The organism is Bacteroides cellulosilyticus, from assembly GCF_020091405.1.
Taxonomy (GTDB): Bacteria; Bacteroidota; Bacteroidia; order Bacteroidales; family Bacteroidaceae; genus Bacteroides.
On the sequence record NZ_CP081903.1, the window covers coordinates 4,660,131 to 4,684,484 of the forward strand.

Genomic DNA, 24,354 nt, shown 5'->3' on the forward strand with positions numbered 1-24,354 from the left:
GAGCACCTTATAAATAAGTCGTATGAAGAATATTTTGGTAATTGGAGCAACCGGACAGATAGGTTCGGAACTCACATTGGAATTGCGTAAACGTTATGGAGATGACCATGTTATAGCCGGATACATTCCGAGTGCTATGCCTAAAGGCGAGTTGAAGGCATCTGGACCTTCTGCTATTGCCGACGTCACCGACCGTCAGTCTATTGAAGTGGTGGCACGCCAATTCAAGATTGATACGATTTATAATCTGGCGGCTTTGCTCTCGGTTGTTGCCGAAAGCCGTCCGGCCATGGCTTGGAAAATTGGTATAGACGGATTATGGAATGTGCTGGAAGTGGCGCGTGAATACGGTTGCGCAGTGTTTACTCCGAGTTCTATCGGTTCGTTTGGAGAAGCTACACCTCATGTGAAGACGCCGCAAGATACGATTCAGCGTCCTCGTACGATGTATGGCGTAACCAAGGTAACTACTGAATTGTTGAGCGATTATTATTATACTAAATATGGAGTGGATACCCGTGCGGTTCGCTTCCCGGGCATCATTTCCAATGTAACTCCTCCGGGAGGGGGAACTACAGACTATGCGGTCGATATTTTTTACTCCGCAGTGAAAGGTGAAAAGTTTGTATGTCCTTTGAAGCCTGGTACTTATATGGATATGATGTATATGCCTGATGCGCTGAATGCGGCTATTTCATTGATGGAAGCAGCACCGGCACGTCTGAAGCATCGGAATGCTTTCAATATTGCTGCCATGAGTTTTGATCCGGAGGAGATCTGCCAGTCCATCAAGAAGCATGTGCCCGACTTTGAAATGGTGTATGAGATTGACCCATTGAAGCAATCCATTGCCGACAGCTGGCCCGACAGCTTGGATGACAGTTGTGCTCGTGAAGAGTGGGATTGGAAACCGCAATATGATTTAGAGTCCATGACGGTGGACATGCTTGAAAAGTTAAGAGCTAAACTAAATAAGTGACCTTATGGTCCGGTAAAGAATGAGAAAAATAGGATTGGGGTTCTTTCTTCTCGTTTTCTTGGTGTCGTGTGGCAACAAGAAAACGAAGATGGACCCTTTTGCGACAATCACCAATTTGGTGGATTCAGCTGCACACAAGGCTGATACTGTATCACAGGCCGAAGTTGATAATGACCCAAAGCCAATAGAAGCGGATGAATCGTTTGATGATTTTATCTACAGTTACGCTTCAGATGACGCCCTGCAACAGCAGCGGACCAAATTTCCATTGTCTTTTTACGACGTTGATAAGCCTTCTAAAATAGAGAAGGGAGAGTGGGAACATGATTATCTGTTTACTCAGCAGAGTTATTACACATTACTCTTCGACAATGAAGACGATCTGGAGCTGGTGGGGGATACTGCGCTGACTTCCGTGCAGGTGGAATGGATTTTCCTGGAGAACCGCATGGTGAAGAAATACTACTTCGAGCGTACCAAGGGCGTATGGATGCTGGAAGCTATCAATCTCCGTCAAATGGAACAGGGAGAGGATGAAGACTTCGTTGCGTTTTATTCGCGTTTTGTGACCGACAGCGTTTATCAGAGCCGGCATATTCGCGAACCTTTACAGTATATCACAATAGATCCGGATGATGAGTTTTCTATCCTGGAGACTACACTCGACTTGAATCAGTGGTATGCTTTCCGTCCGGTATTGCCTGTGGATAAACTGTCAAATATCAATTACGGACAAAAGAATAGCGATAACTCGAATACGAAAATACTGAAAGTAAACGGGATTGGAAATGGATACACTAATATATTCTATTTCCGCAGGCATCGCGGAGAGTGGGAATTATATAAATATGAAGATACGAGCATTTAGAAAATTACGAATTACGAATGATGGAGCATGAGATGAGAAAAATACCCAATACATTCGGACTTGATGTAGAAGCTGCCGTGTTTTTGGAATACAGCTCAGTAGAAGAATTGGAGAAGTTGATTGCCGCCGGGTACATCACTTCTCCTTATCTGCATATTGGCGGAGGGAGTAATCTGCTGTTTACCGGAGATTATAAAGGGGTGATATTACATTCGCGCATTGGCGGTATTGAAGTAATAGCAGAAGATGAAGAAAAGGTTGCGTTACGTGTAGGTGCCGGTGTGGTGTGGGATGATTTCGTGGCTTATTGTGTGGAGCATGGTTGGTACGGAACTGAAAACCTGTCGCTGATTCCCGGAGAAGTGGGAGCCTCGGCGGTGCAGAATATTGGTGCTTATGGCGTGGAAGTGAAAGACCTGATTTCTTTTGTGGAAACAATGAACATAGAGGGCGTGAAGCATGTTTACCGGATGGATGAATGTGGATATTCATATCGGAACAGTATTTTCAAACGGCCGGAAATGAAACAGGTATTCGTTACGTATGTCGGTTTCACCCTGAGCAAGAAAGAACATTATATGTTGGATTACGGTACTATCCGTCAGGAACTTGAAAAATATCCGGGAGTAGACTTGAAAATATTACGCCAAGTGATTATCAGTATCCGTGAAAGTAAATTGCCTGATCCGAAACTGCTGGGTAATGCCGGAAGTTTCTTTATGAATCCTGTCGTTTCTCGTGAAGTATTTGAGGTCTTACGGGAACAATATCCCCGGATGCCTTTTTATGAGATGGGGGCTGATCGGATAAAAATCCCTGCCGGTTGGATGATAGACCAATGTGGCTGGAAGGGGAAATCGCTGGGACCTGCTGCTGTGCATGATAAGCAGGCGTTGGTGTTGGTAAACCGGGGAGGGGCAACGGGAGCTGATATCGTAGCTCTTTCGGATGCTGTAAGGGCATCGGTGCGTGAGAAGTTCGGCATTGACATACATCCCGAAGTGAATTTTATTTAGATGATTGATAATTAATATGTAATTAAAGTGAAACTAAGAATATTGGGAAGCGGAACATCGACAGGGGTGCCTGAAATAGGCTGTAAGTGCGAAGTTTGCACTTCTGCCGATCCGCGCGATAACCGCTTGCGTGCGTCTTCTTTGTTACATACGGATGATGCGGTGATACTGATTGATTGCGGACCGGATTTCCGGGAACAGATGTTGAGGGCAGCCTCATTTGAAAAAATAGATGGAGTACTGATTACTCATGAGCATTATGACCATGTAGGAGGACTGGATGATCTTCGTCCTTTCTGCTGTTTCGGTGAGATTCCCATATATTCCGATGACTATACGGCAACTCACTTGCGTGCGCGAATGCCCTATTGTTTTTTGGAACATAAATATCCCGGTGTACCTCAGATTTTCTTGCAAGAAGTGGAACCGGGAAAAAACTTTTTTATCAATCATACGGAGATTATTCCTTTTCAGGTGATGCACGGGCGTCTGCCTATTCTGGGGTATCGCATAGGTAAGCGTTTGGCTTATATTACAGATATGCTGACCATGCCTGAAGAGTCCTATGAACAATTGCAAGACTTAGACGTTCTGGTTGTGAATGCCTTGCGTGTCAAGCCGCATCCTACGCATCAGAGTATTTCCGAGGCATTGGAGACGGCGAAGCGCATCGGTGCGCGCGAAACTTATTTTATTCACATGAGTCATCATGCCGGATTGCATGTGGAACTCGAAAAGCAGCTTCCTCCTGATGTGCATCTAACTTTTGATGGAATGGAAATAGAGTTTTAAAGGCAGGCATTCTAAAACTTTTTTTATATCTACTAAAGTTTTTGAAACATTTGTTTTGTTTTATTAGTAGAAATACTTATTTTTGCCGAAACTTGATGCCTGAAAAACCATGAAGTTACGCCTTATCATAAGAATTGCCATGATTGTGTCCATAGTGTTGCTATGTACGGGGTTCGGGGTGTATTCATTCTTTAGGTTGAATGAGGTGGAGAGTCAGAAAGATTTTAATCTCTATACTCTAGTGCCTCAAAGCGCAATAGCTGTGCTGGAAACAGACCGTATGGCAGAATTGGTGGATGATATCAACCAGTTGAGTTGCAGCAAAGATAATCACTTCCTTTATGCTTCCGAACTTTTTGTTTATCTGAAAAACTATCTGCATACCTTGCTTGAGGATACTCCGCACGGACTTAGTAAGCAGATGAACAAAATGCTTATCAGTTTTCATGAGCCGGATACACCATTGAACCAAGTGTTGTATTGCAGTCTGGGATCAGGTGATTATGAGCTGGTGGAGTCATTCATCAGGAAATATTGTTCCAGTTCATTCCCTTCTAAATTCTTTGATTACAGAGGTGAGGAGATCAGTATTTATCCTATGCCTGACGGACGTTTCCTTTCAGCGTATTTCACATCGGACTTCCTGGCGATCAGCTTTCAGAAGCGATTGATAGAACAGGTGATTGACGCGCGGCTCTCCAAAAAGTCGTTGATAGACATGCCTTCATTCAGACTGATGCATGCTGGGAAGAATGCGAACGTGGAAGCTACGGTGTATGTGCGCATTAAATCGGTGGAGATGGGTAAAAATACAGATGGTATTCGTTCGCAGACCTATTTGGGAAGTTGGGCGGAATTTGATTTGAAGCTGAATGAGAATGCTATTTATTGTTCGGGGATTAGTCACGGATCGGACACTACACATACTTTTATAAATGCTTTGCGTCGCCAGCAGCCGGTAGAGGGGTTTCCGGGAGAACGGCTTCCACTTTCTACTTTCTTTTATGATTGTTGGGCCATTTCGGATATGAATGCCATGTGCAGCTTTACGGCGAAACAGGAATATGCCAAGGCAACTTATTCCGATTATATTAAAGAAAGAGATGAAGAATGGATGGATTTCTTGAAAATGTATGCAGGAGATCAGGTGATATCCTGTCTCTTCCAGTCGAAAGATACAGTAAATGAGATTCCTTGTGCGGTGATGAGTGTTCCGGTGAAGAATGTGTTGCAGGCTGAACGCCGCTTGCAGTCATTGCTTTATACTTCTCCGAAGGAAGTGGATGCGCCTCCTGTTCCGCAGGCATACCCCGATTATCATCTTTATCCAAAGGCGAAAGGATATCGTTATTATATATTGCCTCGTAATACCTTGCTGACTCAATTGACAGGCATCACAGAGTCCGCCCTTTATACGTATGTGTGTTTTTATCGCGGGCATCTGCTGATGGCACCGGATGTTGCCAGTCTCACGGCTTATATAGATGCCATGGAGAATGAGGAAGTATTGGATGATATTCCGTTGTATGAAGAGGGGATCGGGAGTCTTTCACCCACATATAGTTTTGTAATGATGGTGGATATGGAAAAGATGGTGGAGCAACCGGAAACTTATGTGCGTCTGATACCTAACTTTTTCTTTCGCCAGGCTAAATTCTTCCGGCATTTTATTCTTTCGATACAGTTTACCTGTGTAGAAGAAGTCGTATATCCGAATCTGGTGCTTTTATATAAAGGGAATAAAATATAAGATTTAACACACAAAAAAGGGAGAAAACATTCTCCCTTTTTTGTGCTAAAATTCTTTTCAGTTTAGAATGGCAGATCGTCTTTCGCATCACCTGCCAGGAATTCCGGTGCGGCAGTCGGTGCCGGCGGCGGAACAGATGCGCCCGGTGCGCCTGCAGGGGCTGTTGCACTAACACGCTCTACTTTCCATGCGCGGATACTGTTGAACCAACGGTCCTGCCATTGGCGTGCGTCCACATCAAATGATACGGTCAGTTCTTCGCCCATCTGGATGTTAAACTGTTCTATTTTGTCTGCTCCGAAAACATCGAAACACATTTTGCGGGGATATTGGCCGTGGTCTTCAATCACGTATTCTTGTGCTTTCCACTCATTGCCCGACTTTGCCACTCCGCCTCTTGGTTGGAGTATAGCGATAATTTTTCCTGTAAATTCCATTGCGTTCTTTTTTAATGATGCGGCGAAGTTACAATTTTTTAGGGAAATCCGGAGAAGTTCCGGGTGTTTTTTCTTAATTTTCTTTGCTGTGGGAAGATCTTTTTTTGTAACTTTGTCCGATACTATGAAGTTATAGTACGAATAGGGAATAATATAAAACTTAAATACACAGAACATATGAAATTTATCGTTTCGAGTACTGCGCTCTCCAGCCATTTACAGGCTATCAGCCGTGTGATTAATTCGAAGAATGCGTTGCCCATTTTGGATTGTTTCCTCTTTGAACTGAAAGACGGAACATTGTCGATTACTGTTTCTGATAGTGAAACAACGATGGTGACATCAGTTGAAGTGAATGAAAGTGATGCTGACGGACGCTTTGCCGTAGCTGCCAAAACAATTCTGGACGCATTGAAGGAAATCCCCGAACAACCGCTGTCATTTGAAGTAAATACCAATTCTTTGGAAATCACAGTACAGTATCAGAACGGTAAGTATAGCCTGATGGGACAGAATGCAGATGAATTTCCTCAATCGGCTATGCTGGGTGATAATGCCGTACGCGTAGAAATGGATGCATCCGTATTGTTGGGTGGAATTAATCGCGCTGTATTTGCTACGGCTGATGATGAGCTTCGTCCGGTGATGAATGGTATCTATTTTGACATTACCACAGAAGATATTACAATGGTGGCATCTGATGGTCACAAATTGGTGCGTTGCAAAACACTGGCTGCCAAAGGTAATGAACGCGCAGCATTTATTCTGCCCAAAAAGCCGGCTTCGTTGATTAAGAATTTGTTGCCTAAAGAACAAGGACAAGTTGTTATTGAATTTGATGAACGTAATGCTGTGTTTACATTGGAAAAATACCGCATGGTGTGTCGTCTGATTGAAGGACGTTATCCTAATTATAATTCGGTGATACCGCAGAATAATCCTTATAAAGTGACTGTGGACCGTATGCAGTTGGTAGGTGCATTGCGTCGTGTATCTATTTTCTCATCACAGGCAAGCAGTCTTATTAAGCTGCGTATGCAGCCCAATCAGATTGTGATTTCGGCCCAGGATATTGATTTCTCTACTTCTGCCGAAGAAACACTGGCTTGCCAGTATGATGGTAACCCGATGAGCATCGGTTTTAAATCGACTTTCCTGATTGATATTTTGAATAATATCGCTGCTGATGAAGTGATAATTGAACTGGCAGATCCGTCACGTGCAGGTGTCATCATTCCCGTTGAACAAGAAGAAAATGAGGAGCTGTTGATGCTACTGATGCCGATGATGCTAAATGATTAATAATTGCTATAGCTACGAGCTACAAGCTACAGGTTACGAGTGCCTTTGGGGATATAGCGTAGCCACTTGTAGCTTGTAGCTCGTAGCTTGTAGCTTATACTTATAATAATAATGAAATTAAACCTCAAAAACCCGATTGTTTTTTTTGATTTGGAGACGACCGGAACGAGTATCAATGTAGACCGTATCGTTGAAATCTGTTATCTCAAAGTACACCCCAATGGTAATGAGGAAGCAAAAACACTTCGTATCAATCCGGAAATGCATATTCCCGAAGGTGCGTCTGCTGTTCATGGCATCTATGACGAGGATGTGGCAGATTGTCCTACCTTCAAAGAAGTGGCCCGTACTATTGCCAATGATATAGAAGGATGTGATTTGGCAGGATTTAATTCCAACCGTTTTGATATTCCCGTGCTGGCGGAAGAATTTCTTCGCGCCGGTGTAGATATTGACCTGAGTCGCCGCAAGTTTGTGGATGTACAGGTCATTTTCCATAAATTGGAGCAGCGTACACTTTCTGCTGCTTATAAATTCTATTGTGGAAAGAATCTGGAGGATGCACATACGGCGGCAGCTGATACGCAAGCAACTTATGAGGTGCTAATGGCACAGCTGGACCGTTATTCGGAATTGCAGAATGATGTTGCTTTTCTGGCCGATTATTCCAGCTTTAACAAAAATGTGGATTTCGCAGGACGTATGATTTATGATGATAATGGTGTGGAAGTATTTAACTTTGGAAAATACAAGGGAATGTCGGTGACAGATGTGTTGAAGCGCGATCCGGGCTATTATAGCTGGATATTAAACAGTGACTTTACGCTGAACACCAAGGCTATGTTGACAAAGATCCGTCTACGTGAATTAACCAATAAGTAGTATCATGGCGAATACACTGAAAGGGAAGAAAATTGTATTAGGAATAACTGGAAGTATTGCTGCTTATAAAGCTTGTTATATTATCCGGGGACTTATAAAGCAAGGTGCTGAGGTACAGGTAGTCATAACTCCTGCAGGAAAAGAATTTATAACTCCCATTACGCTTTCGGCATTGACGAGTAAACCGGTTATCAGTGAGTTTTTTGCCCAACGTGACGGTACATGGAATAGCCATGTGGATCTGGGTTTATGGGCGGATGCTATGCTTATAGCTCCGGCAACAGCTTCAACTATTGGCAAGATGGCAAATGGAGTGGCTGATAATATGTTGATTACGACTTATTTGTCGGCTAAGGCTCCGGTATTTGTGGCACCCGCTATGGACCTCGATATGTATGCCCATCCTTCTACACAAAAGAATCTGGATACGCTTCGTTCTTATGGAAATCATATTATAGAACCGGGTACGGGAGAACTTGCCAGCCATCTGGTAGGTAAGGGACGTATGGAAGAACCGGAAGTCATTATTCAACATCTGGCGAATTATTTTGCCGGGAAAGAAGGTGATTTGCGAGGTAAGACCATTATGATCACTGCCGGACCTACTTATGAGAAGATCGATCCGGTACGTTTTATCGGGAACTATTCTTCCGGTAAGATGGGGTTTGCTATTGCAGATGAATGTGCTGCCCGCGGAGCTAAGGTCATTATGATATCAGGTCCTGTACAACAGCAATTGAAATATCCGGTACGTTGGTTTGCTGTGGAATCGGCAGATCAGATGTATAATGCTGCGTGTAGCTTTTTTGCAGAGGCTGATGCTGCTATTCTTTCGGCTGCTGTTGCCGATTTTACACCGGAACAGGTTGCTGATGCTAAGATAAAGCGGGAAAAGGAAGGGGAAATGACGTTGCGTTTGAAACCTACGAAAGACATTGCCGCCTGTCTGGGACAGATGAAGAAAGATCGTCAGGTATTGGTAGGTTTTGCCCTGGAAACGAATGACGAACAGCATAACGCTGAGGATAAGCTGCGACGGAAGAATCTGGATTTTATCGTTCTGAATTCTCTGAATGATAAGGGAGCCGGTTTCCGGTACGACACGAATAAAATCAGTATCATTGACCGTGAAAGCAAGACGGACTTTCCGTTGAAATCAAAGGCGGAAGTAGCTGCGGATATTGTGGATCGTCTGGTGGAAGTTATGAAGAATAAGTAAATATAGCTAGTGAGGAATAAGACACTTTATATGATTTTGCTTCTGGTTGTGGTGGCGTTAAAGTCTGCTGCTCAGGAATTGAATTGTAAATTTACGGTGAATTATTCTCAGATACAAGGTACGAGTACACAGGTTTTTACTACGCTTGAAAACGCCTTGATGGAGTTTATCAATACCCGTCGGTGGACGCAGGCGCAGTATGAAGTGAATGAACGGATTCGTTGTTCTATGAACCTGACCGTGAAAGAATATAATGAGGCGGACGGACGTTGGAAGTGTGAGCTGATTGTACAGTCTACACGCCCCGTCTGGCAATCCGGATATCAGACGGTAGTTTTTAGCTTTAAAGATACGGATGTTGCTTTCAACTATCGTGAGTTCGATCCGCTGCAACTGAGGGATAATGTTATTGATAGTAATCTGACGGCAGTAATTGCTTATTATGCTTATATGATTATAGGACTGGACATGGACACGATGGCTCCACAGGGTGGTACGGAGGTTTTTCGGGCAGCCGAAGACATTGTAACGGCCGCACAGAACCTTGGTGAAAGCGGTTGGAAAGCGTTCGATAGCAGTCGGAATCGTTATGCGTTAGTTTCTGATTATCTGGAAGATGGCATGGCGCCTTTGCGCAAACTGATGTATGGATATCATCGTACAGGTATGGATGAACTCTCTGTGAATGTTACCCGTGCCCGCGCTGTAATAACATCTATGCTTAGCGGTCTGAAAGAGGCGCAACAGAATAAGCCTATGTCGGCATTGCCCGGTTTGTTTACTGAAATAAAGAAAGATGAATTGATTAATCTTTATTCCCGTGCTGCAATGAAGGAAAAGGAAGAAATATGTGAACTACTCTCTTCTGTCAACCCTTCGCTGACTACCGAGTGGGAAAAGATAAAACAATAATTAGGAAGTGAGTAAGATTAAAATTGTAAATAAGTCATGTTACGTTCGCTTTACATACAGAATTACGCGCTTATAGAAAAGCTTGATATTAGCTTTGGTGCAGGTTTCTCCGTTATCACAGGTGAGACGGGTGCCGGTAAGTCTATTATACTGGGTGCTATCGGCTTGTTGCTTGGTCAGCGTGCCGAAGTAAAAGCCATTCGACAAGGTGCATCGAAGTGTGTGATTGAGGCCCGTTTTGATATTTCAGCTTATGGTATGGAGCCTTTCTTTGAAGATAATGAACTGGAATATGAAGAAGAGTGTATCTTGCGTCGTGAGGTTTATGCATCTGGTAAGAGTCGTGCATTTATCAATGATACTCCGGCTTCGCTTGTACAAATGAAGGAGTTGGGTGAACAGTTAATTGACGTGCATTCTCAGCACCAGAATCTTTTGTTGAATAAAGAAGGATTCCAGTTGAATGTACTCGATATATTGTCTCATAATGATGAAAAACTTTCTGCTTATCAATCTTTGTATAGAGAATGGAAGCGAGCACAACAGGAACTGGCAGACCTCATAGCCCGTGCTGAGCAGAATAAGGCAGATGAAGACTATATCCGTTTCCAGTTGGAGCAGTTGGAAGAAGCAAATTTGTCTGCAGGTGAACAGGAAGAACTGGAACAGGAGACGGATATGTTGAGTCATGCTGAAGAAATAAAGGCCGGTTTGTTCCGTGTCGGACAATTGTTGACCTCTGATGAAGGTGGTCTGCTGGCCGGGTTGAAGGAAAGTCTGAATACAATGCTTGGTCTGCAAAAAGTTTATTCTCCGGCTACTGAACTTGCTGAACGCCTGGAAAGTACATATATTGAATTGAAAGATGTTTCCCAGGAAGTTTCTTCTCAGGAAGAGGATGTTGAGTTTAATCCTGATCGTCTGGAAGAGGTAAACGATCGGTTGAATCTGATTTATACCTTACAGCAAAAACATAGGGCAACCACTGTGGAGGAGTTACTGGCACTTGCTGAAGAATATGCAGCAAAGTTGGCGGCCATTACTTCTTATGATGAACGTATTGGTGAGTTGACAACTCTTTGCGATACTTTATATAATAAGGTGAGAAAGCAGGCTGCTGTTCTTACCAAAGCCCGTACCAGTGCCGCTCGTGAAGTTGAAAAGCAGATGGCTTCCCGCTTGGTGCCGTTGGGTATGCCTAATGTGCGTTTTCAGGTGGAGATGGGAATAAGAAAAGAGCCTGGTGTACACGGTGAAGATACCGTCAACTTTCTCTTTTCTGCCAATAAAAACGGCTCATTGCAAAATATTTCATCGGTAGCTTCCGGTGGTGAGATTGCACGTGTCATGTTGTCCATCAAGGCGATGATAGCCGGTGCGGTGAAATTGCCCACTATTGTATTTGATGAAATAGATACAGGAGTATCCGGTGAGATTGCCGACCGTATGGCGGACATTATGCAGGAAATGGGCGAACAGGATCGCCAGGTAATCAGTATTACCCATCTGCCGCAAATTGCTGCGCGCGGATGCGCACATTATAAAGTATATAAGCAAGATAACGAAACCGAAACCAATAGCCACATACGCCGTCTGGCAGATGAGGAGAGGGTAGAGGAAATAGCCCATATGCTCAGTGGGGCTACTTTGACAGAAGCTGCTTTGAATAATGCAAAGGCGCTTCTTGGTATCAAAAGATAGCCTTTAATTTTTAATTTCTAATTTTAATTTCTCAAAGATGGTTGATAAGAGTGAAATGATTTTCGGCGTTCGCGCTGTGATAGAAGCAATACAGGCAGGAAAGGAAATCGATAAGATTCTGGTGAAGAAAGACATTCAGAGCGATTTATCCAAAGAACTTTTTGCTGTGCTAAAAGGAACTTTGATTCCGGTGCAACGTGTTCCGGTGGAACGTATTAATCGCGTTACCCGTAAGAATCATCAAGGAGTGATTGCTTTTATTTCATCCGTTACGTATCAGAAGACAGAAGACTTGGTGCCTTTTCTTTTCGAAGAGGGCAAGAACCCGCTGTTCGTCATGTTGGATGGTGTGACTGATGTTCGTAACTTTGGTGCCATAGCTCGTACCTGTGAGTGTGCAGCGGTAGATGCTGTTATCATTCCTGCTAAAGGAAGCGTAACGGTGAATGCTGATGCAATGAAAACATCTGCCGGAGCATTGCATGTTCTGCCGGTTTGCCGTGAGCAGAATCTGAAGGTTACATTGCAATATCTCAAAGATAGTGGTTTCCGCATTGTGGCAGCTACAGAAAAGGGTGACTATGATTATACCAAAGCTGATTATACAGGACCGATGTGTATCATAATGGGAGCTGAAGATAAAGGTGTTTCTTATGAGAATCTGGCTCTTTGCGATGAGTGGGTGAAAATCCCAATGCTGGGTACTATCGAGTCGCTTAATGTTTCTGTTGCGGCAGGTATTTTGATTTATGAAGCTGTGAAACAAAGAACCAACTAAGATATGAAGAAGAACTTGTTGTTGACGCTCGCCCTCTGTTTGCTGGCACAGTGGAGTGTAGCTCAGGCACCCAAATGGGTGGAAAAAGCCAAGCGTGCTGTTTTCTCGGTGGTTACGTATGACGAGAGTGATAAGATACTTAATACGGGAAATGGATTTTTTGTTACCGAGGATGGAATTGCTCTGTCTGATTATAGCTTGTTTAAAGGTGCGCAGCGTGCCGTTGTCATTAATTCGGAGGGCACACAAATGCCTGTGGAAGTTATTATGGGAGCAAATGACATGTATGATGTTGTGAAGTTCCGTGTAGCGATTTCAGGAAAAAAAGTACCTGCATTAGTGGTATCTCCTGTGGCCCCGACTGTAGGTGCAAGCATTTATCTGCTACCTTATTCTACACAGAAAGATCGTTCCTATACTACCGGACAGGTGAAAGAAGAGTCTAAGGTAGATGGACAATATCATTATTATACACTTGATATGCAGCTGAAGGACAAAATGGTAAGTTGTCCGGTAATGACTGCTGAGGGACAAGTATTCGGTTTGGCACAGAAATCTTCAGGAAAAGATACAGCTACCATTTGCTATGCAGTAGGTGCTGATTATGCTATGGCTCAAAAGATAAGTCCTCTTTCTTTCAATGATCATACATTGTTGAGTATCGGCATTAAGAAAGCATTGCCTGAGACAGAAGAACAAGCATTGGTTTATCTCTACATGGCTTCTTCACAGCTTGCGCCGGAGAAATACGCCGGATTGCTGAATGATTTTATAGCTCAGTATCCCAACAGTGCTGACGGTTATCTTCGTCGTGCAAATAATCAAATCTTCCAGTCAAAGGAGGAAAGTTCAATGGATAAGGTAGCAGCTGATATGGATAAGGCACTTGAAGTGGCACAAAAGAAAGATGATGCATACTTCAATCGTGCCAAACTGATTTATGGTTATCAGTTGGATAAACCTGAAAAAACCTATAAAGATTGGACATATGACAGGGCTTTGGATGAGGTTCGTAAAGCGATTGCAATCGAAGCTCTTCCGGTTTATGTTCAGTTGGAAGGCGATATCCAGTTTGCTAAGAAGGACTATGCTGCTGCTTTTGCCAGTTATGAGAAGGTGAATGGTTCCAATATTGCCTCTCCGGCTACATTCTTTAGTGCCGCTAAGACGAAAGAATTGATGGAAGCAGCTCCGGAAGAAGTGTTGGCTTTGATGGATAGTTGTATGGCGCGTTTCGTGCAACCGTACAGTGAAGAAGCAGCTCCTTATCTGCTGGAACGTGCTCAGATGCGCCTGAATGCCGGACAAGGACGCGGTGCGATGCTTGATTATGATGAATACTATAAAGCGGTTCGTGGTAATGTGAATGATGTGTTCTATTATTATCGCGAACAGGCGGCCGTTCAGGCAAAGCAGTTTCAGCGTGCGTTGGATGATTTGGCAAAAGCTATTGAGCTTAATCCGAAAGAGCTGACTTATTTTTCGGAACTTGCGGTGGTGAACATTCGCGTGGGTAGAAATGAGGAAGCAATCAAGGTGCTGAAAGATGCTTTGGAAATTGATCCTAAATATGGTGAAGCCTATCGCCTGATAGGAGTGGCACAACTACAGTTAAAGCAAAACAAAGAGGCTTGTGCTAGCTTCGCGAAAGCCAAGGAACTGGGTGATCCGAATGTTGATGCTTTAATAGAAAAACACTGTAAGTGATAGTATTGCAGATGATATCTTTATAAAAAAGGCTCTGCTTTCACAAGCCGAGCCTTTATCGGGAAACTCCCGTGTCAAAAAAGAATTAGCTAAGTCTAGGTTTTTAAAACAGGTATAAGTGAATTTTTCTTTTGTGTATAATCCTATTAAGTAAATGCATGAAGTTGCAGAATACTGCATAAGATACCAATTTTTTTTCTTGAATGAATCATAAATTGTTGAATACTAAAATAATATTAGAATGAAAAAAGTAATTTGCAGTCAGAAAGCTCCGGGAGCTATTGGTCCTTACAGCCAGGCTATCGAAGCGAATGGAATGATATTTGTATCTGGTCAATTACCTATTGATGCGACTACCGGACAGATGGCAGAAGGTGCTGAAGCACAGGCACGTCAGTCATTGGAGAACATCAAGCATATCCTTGGAGAAGCAGGTTTGACGATGGCAAATATTGTCAAGACTACTGTTTTCCTACAGGATATGTCATTGTTTGCAGATATGAATAAAGTATATGCTACTTATTTTGATGGTGATTTCCCTGCCCGTTCGGCTGTTGCAGTGAAAGCCCTGCCGAAAGATGCTTTAGTGGAGATTGAGTGCATCGCGGTTCGCTAACAAATCGGCAACAATAAAGCTACTGCCTCCCACGAAGATAAAGTCTTCCGGGAGGCTTTTTTCTTGTGCAGCCCGCACGGCAGAGGGAACATCCGGATAGCAATTTCCTTGCAATCCGGCCTCAGAGGCAAGTTGGGCAAGTTCGCTTTCAGGTAATGCACGCCTTACGCTGGCTTTTGTGAAGTAATATTCGGCTTCTTGGGGTAATAATGCTAATACACCGCGTATGTCTTTGTCGTTTACCATACCTATAATCATATGTAGTTTCCGGTAAGATTGCTGTTTCAACTGCTCTGTGATATAGGTGATGCCACCTACATTGTGTCCGGTATCGCATATCAGGGTAGGGGCATCCTGCAATTTTTGCCAGCGTCCCATCAGTCCGGTCAGTTCACAAACATGGGAGAAGCCACTTCGGACAGCCTGCTCACTCAGGTTGTATCCGGCTTTTCGTAGTTCTGGGATGGCTGTGAGTAACGTGCGGGTGTTCTTAGTTTGATATAACCCTTTCAGTTCACATTCCAATCCGGGGTAATCATCCTTTTCATCTTCTTCTGCAAAGAGAATGGGAGCACCTACTTCGCGAGCTTTTTTTGTAAATACAGGTTTTGTTTCAGGAGTCGTTTCTCCGATTACGACAGGTATTCCACTTTTAATGATCCCGGCTTTTTCTCCCGCTATCTTTTCTAATGTATTACCCAGAAATTGGGTATGGTCAAAACTAATATTGGTGATGATACATAGGTCCGGGTGTACGATATTGGTGCAATCTAGTCTTCCGCCAAGTCCTACTTCGATAACCGCTACATCTACATGTTCGTCAGCGAAATAGCGGAATGCCATAGCGGTAGTCAATTCAAAGAAAGAAGGATGCAGAGGCTCAAAAAAATCACGTTCTTTTTCTACAAACCGGACTACATATTCTTCCGGGATAGGCTGTCCGTTTATTCGGATACGTTCGCGGAAATCTACGAGGTGCGGAGATGTGTAGAGGCCTACCCGGTACCCCGCTTCCTGCAAGATAGCAGCAAGAGTGTGCGAGCATGAACCTTTGCCATTCGTACCTCCTACATGGATACTGTGGAAGTTCTGGTGCGGGTGTCCGAAGTGTTCATCCAGTGCCAATGTATTCTCCAAACCTTCCTTGTATGCCGAACTTCCCACCTGTTGAAACATAGGGACACTGTTATATAAGTATAATAAAGTGTTCTGATAATCCATCTTTTAAAATATTTAACGAGAAAGCAAACTATTCTCTCTTTTTAATTCCTATCTTAGAAGCTGCAAATATATCAACAATTTAAATTTAAAAGAGTATGGGAGCAAAGAAAAATTTTGTGATTGATACGAACGTAATCCTTCACGACTATAACTGTCTTAAGAATTTCCAAGAGAACGACATTTATCTTCCCATCGTGGTTCTTGAAGAATTGGACAAATTCAAGAAAGGGAATGAACAGATAAACTTCAATGCCCGTGAATTTCTCCGCGAGCTCGATTTAGTTACCGATGACAATCTTTTTAATAAGGGCGCTTCTCTGGGCGAAGGCTTGGGAAGTTTGTTTGTAATAGCCGGTTCGGTGGATGCTCCGGATGTGTTCGACTCATTCCCCGAGCGTATTCCCGATCATAAGATTCTGGCTGTAGTGGACTGGTTGACGCGCCAAAAGAAGGATATGAAAACCATCCTGGTGACAAAAGACGTGAACCTCCGGATGAAAGCACGTTCCATAGGCTTACTTTGCGAAGATTATATCAACGACAAGGTGATAAATGTGGATATATTTGAAAAGTCAAATGAAGTGTTTGAGGGAATTGATCCTGCTTTGATAGACCGGATTTATTCTTCCAGAGAAGGACTGGATATCAGTGAGTTTGATTTCAAAGATATCATCCATCCGAATGAATGTTTTATCTTGAAAAGTGACAGGAACAGTGTACTTGCCCGTTACAATCCTTTTACACATTCCATTTGTCGGGTGAATAAAACAAAGAACTATGGCATTGAACCCCGGAATGCCGAACAAAGTTTTGCTTTTGAAGTGTTGACCGATCCAAACATCAAATTGGTTGCTTTGACAGGTAAAGCCGGTACAGGAAAAACATTGTTGGCTCTGGCAGCTGCCCTTAGTCAAATGAATGACTATAAGCAGATTTTGCTGGCGCGTCCGATTGTTGCTTTATCCAATAAAGACATCGGTTTCCTGCCGGGTGATGCCAAAGAAAAGGTAGCTCCTTACATGCAACCCTTGTTTGATAATCTGAATGTGATCAAACGTCAGTTTGCTTCTAACTCAACAGAGGTAAAACGTTTGGAAGATATGCAGAAAAGTGAGCAACTGGTTATTGAAGCATTAGCTTTCATCCGTGGACGTAGTTTGAGTGAAACTTATTGCATTATTGATGAAGCACAAAACTTGACTCCGCATGAGATAAAAACTATCATAACCCGTGCGGGCGAAGGTACGAAAATGGTGTTTACCGGCGATATCCAACAGATAGACCAACCTTATCTAGACAGTCAGTCCAATGGCTTGGTTTACATGATTGATCGTATGAAAGATCAGAACCTTTTTGCTCACGTAAATTTGTTAAAAGGAGAACGTAGCCAATTAAGCGAATTAGCCAGTAATTTGATGTAACAGAGCTTTATAGGTCGTAAATATGGTGGCAAAGTTATACCCGTAACTTTGCCACCATTTAATTTTATCACACATTTTTATCTTTTTCTTGTCCTATTTGATAAAAAATAATGTATCTTTGCCTCGCCTAAAACAAAACTGTCAAACGAAATGAAACATAAAATTTTTCATCGGTACCTTTCAGCAAAGGTATTGCCGATTTGGACTATTCTGTTGATCGATGTACTGATAATCGTCGTATCCAGCTTATTGGCTTATGCGCTTCGATATGATTTCCGGAGTATTTTCCTGGAATCCTCTACCATTGACAAAACGATTGTATGGACGGTCATTGTCAACTTAGTCTTCTTTAGGGTGTTCCGCACCTATTCCAACGTATTGCGCTTTTCTTCGTTTATAGACATTATGCGCATTTTTGTTTCATTGACGGTGTCTTATGCACTGTTAATGATTTCGAGTGTGCTTTTGGCAAGTTATCTGGATATTCGTCTGGCACCTGTGAGTGTGCTGTTTATGGCGTATATCATTAGCTTTGCCATTATGTCTTGCTCACGTATAGTTGTGAAGATGTTCTATGAACTTCTGAATTTTGATGGAAGTCATAGTGCCAACGTCTTTATATATGGTGCTAAGGAAGCGGGAGTGAACATTGCGAAAGCGTTGCGCGTCAACCTGCGTAACCACTATCGTCTGCGTGGTTTCATAGCGGATGAGCCGGAACTGATTAATAAGGTGATGATGGGCGTAAAGGTATTCCCGAATGACGAGTCTCTGATTGATGTATTGAATGACCGCGATGTGCATACAATTATTATTTCGCCGGCCAAAATGGAAGAACTGAAGAAGTCTGATATGGCCGACCGTCTTCTGGCACACAACATCAAGCTTATGACTGCACCTCCTTTGAGCGAGTGGAGCGGACAGACTTTGAACCGTACTCAGTTGAAAGAAATTCAGATTGAAGATCTTCTGCAACGCGATCCTATTGAAATAGATATTCATAAGGTAGCTTCCCATCTTGAAGGAAAGCGCGTAATGATTACCGGTGCTGCCGGTTCTATCGGTAGCGAAATAATGCGTCAGGTAGCTTCCTTCAATCCTTATAAGCTAATTCTGGTAGATCAGGCGGAGACTCCGTTGCATGATATTCGTCTGGAATTGCAGGATCGTTGGCGTGACATTGATGCAGAGACTATTATTGCGGATATTTCCAATGCTACGCGTATGGAAGATATCTTCAAGGAATACCAACCGCAATACATTTTCCATGCAGCGGCTTATAAGCATGTGCCGATGATGGAAGATAATGTTTCCGAGTCCATTCAGATCAATGTGTTCGGTACGCGTACACTGGCTGATCTGGCTGTAAAATACGGTGCTGAGAAGTTTGTAATGATCTCTACGGATAAGGCTGTAAATCCGACCAATGTAATGGGATGCTCCAAGCGTATCTGTGAGATTTATGTGCAGTCTTTAGCTAAGAAACTTCAGGAGAAAGGTGGGCATGTGACGCAATTCATTACAACACGTTTCGGTAATGTGTTAGGTTCTAATGGCTCGGTAATTCCACGTTTTCGCGATCAGATTCAACGTGGTGGTCCTGTAACTGTGACACATCCTGAAATTATCCGTTATTTTATGACTATTCCCGAAGCTTGCCGTCTGGTACTTGAAGCCGGTAGCATGGGTAATGGCGGTGAGATTTATATCTTTGATATGGGTAAACCGGTGAAGATTGTGGATCTTGCCAAGCGTATGATCAGTCTTTCCGGACGTACGGATGTGAAGATTGAGTTCACTGGATTGCGTCATGGTGAAAAACTGTATGAAGAGTTGCTGAATGTGAAAGAGCTGACAAAGCCGACTTATCATGAGAAGATTATGATTGCTACAGTTCGCGAATATGATTATGATGAGGTGAAGCAACGCATTCAGAAGTTGATAGAGGTTAGTTACACGTATGATCAGATGCAGATTGTAGCTGCTATGAAGGATATTGTTCCTGAGTTTATCAGCAAGAATTCATGCTTTGAAGCCTTGGATAAGAAACCCGAATAAAGAAAAAGTTCCTCTGTAAAGGAAACGCCAATATATGTAATGCCCCGTAACGATATATGTTAGATATGCTAACAATATATGTTACGGGGCATTACTTATAATGATATGTTGTGCGGTTCCTGTTTATTTTTTGCTGGAGAAATATTTCATGAACTGAGTACGTTCGAAGGTATTTACTCCATTCAAGTCGCTAACATTCAGCATTCCCTTGAATTGAGGAATGTTTTCCATGCCTTTGCGATCCATCCATAAGTTCAGGAAGTGGATATATTCTCCTACAAGGGCATAACTGTTCTGATAGAATGCACTACAAATCTCTACAGCTGAAGCTCCTGCCAAAATTGCTTTTACAATGCCTTCGGGAGAGTGAATACCGCCTGATGCTGCATAATCCAACTTATTCACAGCTGCGGAAGCGATACCGATCCAACGTAAGGCTTTAACCAGGTCAGCTCCTGTGCTGAATACATTTCCTGAGATTTGCTTCATCTTTTCGATATCAATATCCGGTTGATAGAAGCGGTTGAACAATACCACGGCAGCTGCTCCGTTGGCATATAACTGATCTATCAGAGCTATCGGATTAGTTAGGTTATCACCCAGCTTCATGATGATCGGAATACGTACCGTCTTTTTGATGTGGCTGAGAATATCAATATGGCGTTGTTCGAATGAACCGTAATTGTATAGCATATCTGTCTGGAGAGCCAGGATATTGATTTCTATAGCATCAGCTCCTGCCGCTTCCATTTGTTGCGCAAATCCTACCCATTCAGCATCCTGATAGCAGTTTATGCTGGCAATAACAGGAATGGGGCATACTTTTTTAGTATCCTTGATCAGTTCCAGATACTCTGACAGTTTATGTTGGCGGACGTATTCTACCAAGTAATCACTGCCTTCAGGATACATATTCGGATCTCCCAGCCAGTCAGCTTCCAACATGATCTGCTCTTCAAAAAGAGATTTCAGAACAATGGCACCGACACCGGCTTCATAGAATTTCTGATTTTTTTCAGCACTATCAGTTAAACCTGAGCTGCTGACGATAATCGGGTTTCTTAATTCTAACCCGGCAAAAGTAGTTTTTAATGTTGCCATGGTAATAATGTTTAATGAATAATGATTAATACGTTCTGTCTCCAAAGATTTTGCTTCCTACGCGTATCAGAGTACTTCCAGCAGCAATAGCTTGGTGATAATCGTGGGACATTCCCATGGACAACTCCCGAAAAGCCTCCGTGTCGGCAAACCATGAGTCTTTCACTTCTTTGAAGAAGCTACTTAATGAACAAAATTCCTTCTCTATTTGTTCATTGTCGTCTGTATTTGTTGCCATACCCATCAGACCGCATAATTGTATGTTACTGAGAGTTTTCCATTCACCGGCTGCTAACATTTCCCGACATTCGCCAAAACTAAAACCAAATTTAGTTTCTTCTTCTGCAATGTGCAGTTGCAACAGGCAGTTGACTACTTTTCCGGCTTTTGCAGCTTGCTTATTGACTTCTACAAGGAGTTTGTATGAGTCAATTCCGTGGATCAGAGCCACGTAGGGCACGATAAACTTGATTTTATTGGTTTGCAGATGCCCGATAAAGTGCCATTCAATGTCTTTGGGAAGACTTTCGTACTTGGCAGTCATTTCCTGTACTTTGCTTTCTCCGAATATTCGTTGTCCGGTGCGATAGGCTTCTTCTATCGCTTCATTGGGGTGAAATTTGGAGACAGCTACCAGTCGCACCTCATCAGGCAGTTCGCTTAGCACTTGTTGAAGATTCTCTGCAATATTCATGATTAGAAAATTGAAATATGAAATTCAAAAGTTGAAGATCAAAGCGTTCTGTGTTTACGCTAATCACTTCAACTTTCAATTCTCAAAAGATTAAACTTCCGGTTTGTCATTGGGTTCCGCGCTATACGGATATACATCCATAAGGGGTGTTTCGGATACTAAAGCAATCTGGTAATCCGCCATCGTACCCTTCATGCCTTCATCCAGTTTCTTAACAGCATCGCGCAGGTCGGCAGCTTGTACCAATACCTGAGTGGATGTTTTCTTTTCAGCTCCACTCTTTTCGTCCAGAGTAATAAAGATCAGTTTACACTTGAACCAGCGGTCGGCGGCCTCTTCTTCGCTGGGGAATAATTCACTATAGTTGGCACGTTTGATGTCTGATACTGTAAATTCGCCTGAAATAAACGGCGTCATTTCTTCAATGATGCGTGCTTCCGCTTCCGTAAAGCTGAGTGCGTCCACTAAATAAGGTTCTGTAACTTTCTTGTTCATACCGTTTTCCATCACTTTTTCGTAACGGATCTTGCACTCAAACCATGTATGCATTGCCATAATTCCTTTGTTTTTTTAATTATGAATTTATATTCTTGTTATAAAACTGACTACAAAGATAATGCAATTTGAGTGCATAACTTTCATGCTCGCATGAAAAAGTTATGCTGAAATGCAGCTTATCTTCTCTAAAGATAAACGAAAAAAGGAGAATTTGTTCGATAGAAAAGAAAGAAGTTTTTTTATTGTTTCTTTTTATGACTAGCTTTTCATCCTTGAAAATGTACTTCTACATAATTTGTCTCATAGTATCAGAAATATGTGTTGTCAAATAAAAGAGCCTAAATAGAGGCAATCGCCTGTATATCATTGATTGGAGGTAGTGTGATTTCTCGCTGTTATTGCTGTTCTTTGGCGCGTTAAACCTATAAAAACAACAAAATTATGGTAGTAGCTTATTTAAGAGTAAGTACAGAAAAACAATTTCTGGCTAATCAACGTGAAGAACTTCTGCGTTTTGCAGAGAAGAATGGATTGCAGATTGACAAGTGGTACACCGAAACGGTGAGTGGTAGTGTGAGAAGCAAAGACCGGAAGTTATCGGGGGTGTTGAACCGAATGCAAAGAGGTGACTCGCTGATTGTGACGGAAATTTCAAGATTAAGTCGTACAATGTTGGAAATCATGACGATTCTTAATTCTTGTATCAAGAAAGAAATTGTTCTGTACAGCACAAAAGAGGGGTATGTATTTCAAAATGACATGAACAGCAAGGTATTGGGGTTCGCATTCGGATTAATGGCAGAGATAGAACGTAATCTGATTTCCATGCGAACAAAAGAAGCATTGGCAAGGCGCAGGCAAGAGGGGGTAAAACTGGGACGAAAGAAAGGAACCTGTCCTGCTATGAGGGTACTTCGTGAGAACAAAAGGCGTTTGATAAAAGATGCTCAACGAGGTGTTTCCTGTTCGGAGTTGGCTCGCCAGATGGGAGTATCCCGAACTACTATGCATCGTTTCCTGAAGTGTAACTAATGAGAAAACGAGTTGACAAGTTCCTGTTTCCAGGCACTTTAGTCAACTCGTTTCTCCGGGCAGTGGAATTCTTAACTATCCTACGGGAATTTCTTTATCTTCGTTTTTCTCTTTCATGCTTTTTCCACGTTTATGCAAACTCTTCAGTTCAAATGACAACATGATGCGGAAGAATCCGATAATCAGGAATGCGAATGAAATCATGTAAACTGCATAGAGAGCGCCTATTGCCGGTTGCCATAAGATGATGAGCGAACAAATTACGGCTAATATGCCGAAAGCAATATACCAGCCCCAGTCTCTTGTACCATATCTTTTCAGATCCATGGCATAGCCGACGGATGAGAAGCCCCGGAACATCAGCCAGAATGCAATAATGAAAGGAATAACTTCCATACTTAGTAATGGATAAGCTATCAGGTAGAAACCGAATATCATGTCGATGATACCTCCGGCCAGATACCAGCCCCAACTGGATACATTTTTCCGGTTGCTTACAGCAAAAGAAATCTCCAGCAAACCGCTGAATAACATGGATATACTGAACAGGATACTCAAAACAGCGTAGCCGCTTAACGGTGCGAACATCAGGCTGACGGCAACTACTACGTAGAGTATGCCAAGCAAGAGAGAGATCCACCAGTTTTTTACTTCGCATTGAAGTTCGTCAAATAAAGTTTTCATGCAAATCGAATTTTAAATGGTTATTGTAATCATGTTTGTGAGAGTAACAATTTACAGTTGGAAAAGTTTTGAGCGAACTTTTCTAACAGTTCTTTTGTTATATAAACATATAAAAAAAGAAAACTATGGCTACAACAAAATTTAAGGGACAACCGGTTAAGATTATCGGTGAGTTTATAAAAACAGGAACAGTTGCTCCTGATTTCGAGTTAGTAAAGACTGACCTTTCTTCTTTTTCTTTGAAAGATATGAAAGGAAAGAATGTGATATTGAATATCTTCCCGAGTTTGGACACTAGTGTTTGTGCAACGTCTGTGCGCAAGTTCAATAAGTTGGCAGCAAGTCTGCCTGACAGCGTGGTATTGGCGATTTCCAAAGACTTACCTTTTGCTCACGCTCGTTTCTGTACGACGGAAGGTATTGAAAATGTAATTCCTTTGTCTGATTTCCGTTTTTCGGATTTCGATGAAAGCTATGGCGTGCGTATGGCAGATGGACCATTGGGCGGTTTGCTGGCACGTGCAGTAGTTATCATTGGTAAAGATGGAAAAGTGATGTATACTGAACTGGTACCCGAAATCACTCAGGAGCCGGATTATGACAAAGCAATAGAGGCTGTGAAGAAATAGTAAATTCAGATTTTTAAATAGCAATAAAAAAGATAAGGTGCACAAGGGTCGTGAGGC

The 24,354-nt window shown here is 42.6% G+C and carries 23 protein-coding genes; 17 read left to right on the plus strand and 6 right to left on the minus strand.

Features of this window, described 5'->3' with window-relative positions; translation table 11 throughout:
* Positions 1–22: 22 nt before the first annotated feature.
* The 5 genes from K6V21_RS17505 (at position 23) to K6V21_RS17525 (ending at position 5,405) form a co-directional block, all read left to right on the plus strand.
* Positions 23–979, plus strand: a complete 957-nt coding sequence (locus K6V21_RS17505) for an NAD-dependent epimerase/dehydratase family protein (RefSeq protein WP_224319382.1) — start codon at positions 23–25, stop codon at positions 977–979.
* A gap of 19 nt (positions 980–998) precedes the next feature.
* Positions 999–1,847 carry a DUF4348 domain-containing protein gene (locus K6V21_RS17510; RefSeq protein ID WP_217714559.1) on the plus strand — a complete coding sequence of 283 codons (849 nt, stop codon included), beginning with the start codon at positions 999–1,001 and terminating at the stop codon, positions 1,845–1,847.
* Positions 1,848–1,864: 17 nt separating this feature from the next.
* Positions 1,865–2,863, plus strand: coding sequence for a UDP-N-acetylmuramate dehydrogenase (murB, locus tag K6V21_RS17515; RefSeq protein ID WP_224319383.1), 999 nt, complete (start codon positions 1,865–1,867; stop codon positions 2,861–2,863).
* A 27-nt stretch (positions 2,864–2,890) separates the two neighbouring features.
* On the plus strand, positions 2,891–3,655 hold the full coding sequence (locus K6V21_RS17520; protein WP_224319384.1) for an MBL fold metallo-hydrolase: 765 nt from the start codon (positions 2,891–2,893) through the stop codon (positions 3,653–3,655).
* A gap of 109 nt (positions 3,656–3,764) precedes the next feature.
* A complete protein-coding gene (locus K6V21_RS17525) occupies positions 3,765–5,405 on the plus strand; it encodes a DUF3352 domain-containing protein (protein ID WP_224319385.1) in 1,641 nt (546 codons plus the stop codon).
* Between the two features lie 62 nt (positions 5,406–5,467).
* Here the strand turns inward: K6V21_RS17525 and K6V21_RS17530 are convergent, their stop codons facing one another.
* A complete protein-coding gene (locus tag K6V21_RS17530) occupies positions 5,468–5,842 on the minus strand; it encodes a DUF3127 domain-containing protein (protein ID WP_217714555.1) in 375 nt (124 codons plus the stop codon).
* Between the two features lie 177 nt (positions 5,843–6,019).
* Between K6V21_RS17530 and dnaN the strand changes: the two genes are divergently transcribed.
* From dnaN to K6V21_RS17570, 8 genes are all read left to right on the plus strand, one after another.
* Complete coding sequence (dnaN, locus tag K6V21_RS17535; RefSeq protein ID WP_007209735.1) at positions 6,020–7,144, plus strand: DNA polymerase III subunit beta; 1,125 nt, start codon at positions 6,020–6,022, stop codon at positions 7,142–7,144.
* A 111-nt stretch (positions 7,145–7,255) separates the two neighbouring features.
* Positions 7,256–8,026, plus strand: coding sequence for a 3'-5' exonuclease (locus K6V21_RS17540; protein WP_224319386.1), 771 nt, complete (start codon positions 7,256–7,258; stop codon positions 8,024–8,026).
* Positions 8,027–8,030: 4 nt separating this feature from the next.
* Positions 8,031–9,245, plus strand: a complete 1,215-nt coding sequence (coaBC, locus tag K6V21_RS17545; RefSeq protein WP_224319387.1) for a bifunctional phosphopantothenoylcysteine decarboxylase/phosphopantothenate--cysteine ligase CoaBC — start codon at positions 8,031–8,033, stop codon at positions 9,243–9,245.
* Positions 9,246–9,275: 30 nt separating this feature from the next.
* Complete coding sequence (locus K6V21_RS17550) at positions 9,276–10,157, plus strand: DUF4835 family protein (protein WP_224319388.1); 882 nt, start codon at positions 9,276–9,278, stop codon at positions 10,155–10,157.
* 36 nt (positions 10,158–10,193) lie between these two features.
* Complete coding sequence (gene recN, locus K6V21_RS17555; protein WP_224319389.1) at positions 10,194–11,858, plus strand: DNA repair protein RecN; 1,665 nt, start codon at positions 10,194–10,196, stop codon at positions 11,856–11,858.
* A gap of 37 nt (positions 11,859–11,895) precedes the next feature.
* Complete coding sequence (gene rlmB / locus K6V21_RS17560) at positions 11,896–12,636, plus strand: 23S rRNA (guanosine(2251)-2'-O)-methyltransferase RlmB (protein ID WP_217714549.1); 741 nt, start codon at positions 11,896–11,898, stop codon at positions 12,634–12,636.
* Between the two features lie 3 nt (positions 12,637–12,639).
* Positions 12,640–14,343 (plus strand): serine protease, encoded by a 1,704-nt coding sequence (locus K6V21_RS17565; protein ID WP_224319390.1) that lies wholly within the window; start codon positions 12,640–12,642, stop codon positions 14,341–14,343.
* 241 nt (positions 14,344–14,584) lie between these two features.
* Positions 14,585–14,959 carry a RidA family protein gene (locus K6V21_RS17570; protein WP_007209727.1) on the plus strand — a complete coding sequence of 125 codons (375 nt, stop codon included), beginning with the start codon at positions 14,585–14,587 and terminating at the stop codon, positions 14,957–14,959.
* On the opposite strand, the gene K6V21_RS17575 is transcribed toward K6V21_RS17570, so the two are convergent.
* Entirely contained in the window at positions 14,927–16,180 is a 1,254-nt protein-coding gene (locus tag K6V21_RS17575; RefSeq protein ID WP_217714547.1) for a bifunctional folylpolyglutamate synthase/dihydrofolate synthase, read from the minus strand. The two genes, K6V21_RS17570 and K6V21_RS17575, sit on opposite strands and share 33 nt — an antisense overlap.
* A gap of 95 nt (positions 16,181–16,275) precedes the next feature.
* Here K6V21_RS17575 and K6V21_RS17580 point away from each other — a divergent pair, with 95 nt between their 5' ends.
* Positions 16,276–17,601 carry a PhoH family protein gene (locus K6V21_RS17580; protein WP_007209725.1) on the plus strand — a complete coding sequence of 442 codons (1,326 nt, stop codon included), beginning with the start codon at positions 16,276–16,278 and terminating at the stop codon, positions 17,599–17,601.
* Positions 17,602–17,751: 150 nt separating this feature from the next.
* Positions 17,752–19,659, plus strand: a complete 1,908-nt coding sequence (locus K6V21_RS17585; RefSeq protein ID WP_007209724.1) for a polysaccharide biosynthesis protein — start codon at positions 17,752–17,754, stop codon at positions 19,657–19,659.
* A gap of 123 nt (positions 19,660–19,782) precedes the next feature.
* Here K6V21_RS17585 and K6V21_RS17590 read toward each other — a convergent pair whose 3' ends face one another.
* The 3 genes from K6V21_RS17590 to K6V21_RS17600 all read right to left on the minus strand — a co-directional run bounded on the left by K6V21_RS17590 (position 19,783) and on the right by K6V21_RS17600 (position 22,009).
* Complete coding sequence (locus tag K6V21_RS17590) at positions 19,783–20,760, minus strand: dihydroorotate dehydrogenase-like protein (protein ID WP_224319391.1); 978 nt, start codon at positions 20,758–20,760, stop codon at positions 19,783–19,785.
* A gap of 25 nt (positions 20,761–20,785) precedes the next feature.
* Positions 20,786–21,454: a YggS family pyridoxal phosphate-dependent enzyme gene (locus tag K6V21_RS17595; RefSeq protein WP_060407751.1), complete on the minus strand. Its 669-nt coding sequence runs from the start codon at positions 21,452–21,454 to the stop codon at positions 20,786–20,788.
* A gap of 90 nt (positions 21,455–21,544) precedes the next feature.
* Entirely contained in the window at positions 21,545–22,009 is a 465-nt protein-coding gene (locus K6V21_RS17600; protein ID WP_007216327.1) for a DUF4494 domain-containing protein, read from the minus strand.
* Between the two features lie 384 nt (positions 22,010–22,393).
* On the opposite strand from K6V21_RS17600, the gene K6V21_RS17605 reads away from it, so the two are divergent.
* Positions 22,394–22,984 (plus strand): master DNA invertase Mpi family serine-type recombinase, encoded by a 591-nt coding sequence (locus K6V21_RS17605; RefSeq protein ID WP_007209719.1) that lies wholly within the window; start codon positions 22,394–22,396, stop codon positions 22,982–22,984.
* 75 nt (positions 22,985–23,059) lie between these two features.
* On the opposite strand, the gene K6V21_RS17610 is transcribed toward K6V21_RS17605, so the two are convergent.
* Complete coding sequence (locus tag K6V21_RS17610; protein ID WP_044270684.1) at positions 23,060–23,668, minus strand: HdeD family acid-resistance protein; 609 nt, start codon at positions 23,666–23,668, stop codon at positions 23,060–23,062.
* A gap of 125 nt (positions 23,669–23,793) precedes the next feature.
* Between K6V21_RS17610 and tpx the strand changes: the two genes are divergently transcribed.
* Positions 23,794–24,297 carry a thiol peroxidase gene (tpx, locus tag K6V21_RS17615; protein ID WP_224319392.1) on the plus strand — a complete coding sequence of 168 codons (504 nt, stop codon included), beginning with the start codon at positions 23,794–23,796 and terminating at the stop codon, positions 24,295–24,297.
* The last annotated feature ends 57 nt before the right edge of the window (positions 24,298–24,354 follow it).

Coding starts and splice junctions, on each gene's coding strand:
- tpx (WP_224319392.1), top strand. CDS start 23,794: ATGGCTACAACAAAATTTAAGGGACAACCGGTTAAGATTATCGGTGAG.
- K6V21_RS17595 (WP_060407751.1), bottom strand. CDS start 21,454: ATGAATATTGCAGAGAATCTTCAACAAGTGCTAAGCGAACTGCCTGAT.
- murB (WP_224319383.1), top strand. CDS start 1,865: ATGATGGAGCATGAGATGAGAAAAATACCCAATACATTCGGACTTGAT.
- K6V21_RS17540 (WP_224319386.1), top strand. CDS start 7,256: ATGAAATTAAACCTCAAAAACCCGATTGTTTTTTTTGATTTGGAGACG.
- K6V21_RS17590 (WP_224319391.1), bottom strand. CDS start 20,760: ATGGCAACATTAAAAACTACTTTTGCCGGGTTAGAATTAAGAAACCCG.
- K6V21_RS17525 (WP_224319385.1), top strand. CDS start 3,765: ATGAAGTTACGCCTTATCATAAGAATTGCCATGATTGTGTCCATAGTG.
- rlmB (WP_217714549.1), top strand. CDS start 11,896: ATGGTTGATAAGAGTGAAATGATTTTCGGCGTTCGCGCTGTGATAGAA.
- K6V21_RS17585 (WP_007209724.1), top strand. CDS start 17,752: ATGAAACATAAAATTTTTCATCGGTACCTTTCAGCAAAGGTATTGCCG.
- coaBC (WP_224319387.1), top strand. CDS start 8,031: ATGGCGAATACACTGAAAGGGAAGAAAATTGTATTAGGAATAACTGGA.
- K6V21_RS17575 (WP_217714547.1), bottom strand. CDS start 16,180: ATGGATTATCAGAACACTTTATTATACTTATATAACAGTGTCCCTATG.
- K6V21_RS17600 (WP_007216327.1), bottom strand. CDS start 22,009: ATGGCAATGCATACATGGTTTGAGTGCAAGATCCGTTACGAAAAAGTG.
- K6V21_RS17610 (WP_044270684.1), bottom strand. CDS start 23,668: ATGAAAACTTTATTTGACGAACTTCAATGCGAAGTAAAAAACTGGTGG.
- recN (WP_224319389.1), top strand. CDS start 10,194: ATGTTACGTTCGCTTTACATACAGAATTACGCGCTTATAGAAAAGCTT.
- K6V21_RS17530 (WP_217714555.1), bottom strand. CDS start 5,842: ATGGAATTTACAGGAAAAATTATCGCTATACTCCAACCAAGAGGCGGA.
- dnaN (WP_007209735.1), top strand. CDS start 6,020: ATGAAATTTATCGTTTCGAGTACTGCGCTCTCCAGCCATTTACAGGCT.
- K6V21_RS17570 (WP_007209727.1), top strand. CDS start 14,585: ATGAAAAAAGTAATTTGCAGTCAGAAAGCTCCGGGAGCTATTGGTCCT.
- K6V21_RS17565 (WP_224319390.1), top strand. CDS start 12,640: ATGAAGAAGAACTTGTTGTTGACGCTCGCCCTCTGTTTGCTGGCACAG.
- K6V21_RS17510 (WP_217714559.1), top strand. CDS start 999: ATGAGAAAAATAGGATTGGGGTTCTTTCTTCTCGTTTTCTTGGTGTCG.
- K6V21_RS17580 (WP_007209725.1), top strand. CDS start 16,276: ATGGGAGCAAAGAAAAATTTTGTGATTGATACGAACGTAATCCTTCAC.
- K6V21_RS17605 (WP_007209719.1), top strand. CDS start 22,394: ATGGTAGTAGCTTATTTAAGAGTAAGTACAGAAAAACAATTTCTGGCT.
- K6V21_RS17550 (WP_224319388.1), top strand. CDS start 9,276: ATGATTTTGCTTCTGGTTGTGGTGGCGTTAAAGTCTGCTGCTCAGGAA.
- K6V21_RS17505 (WP_224319382.1), top strand. CDS start 23: ATGAAGAATATTTTGGTAATTGGAGCAACCGGACAGATAGGTTCGGAA.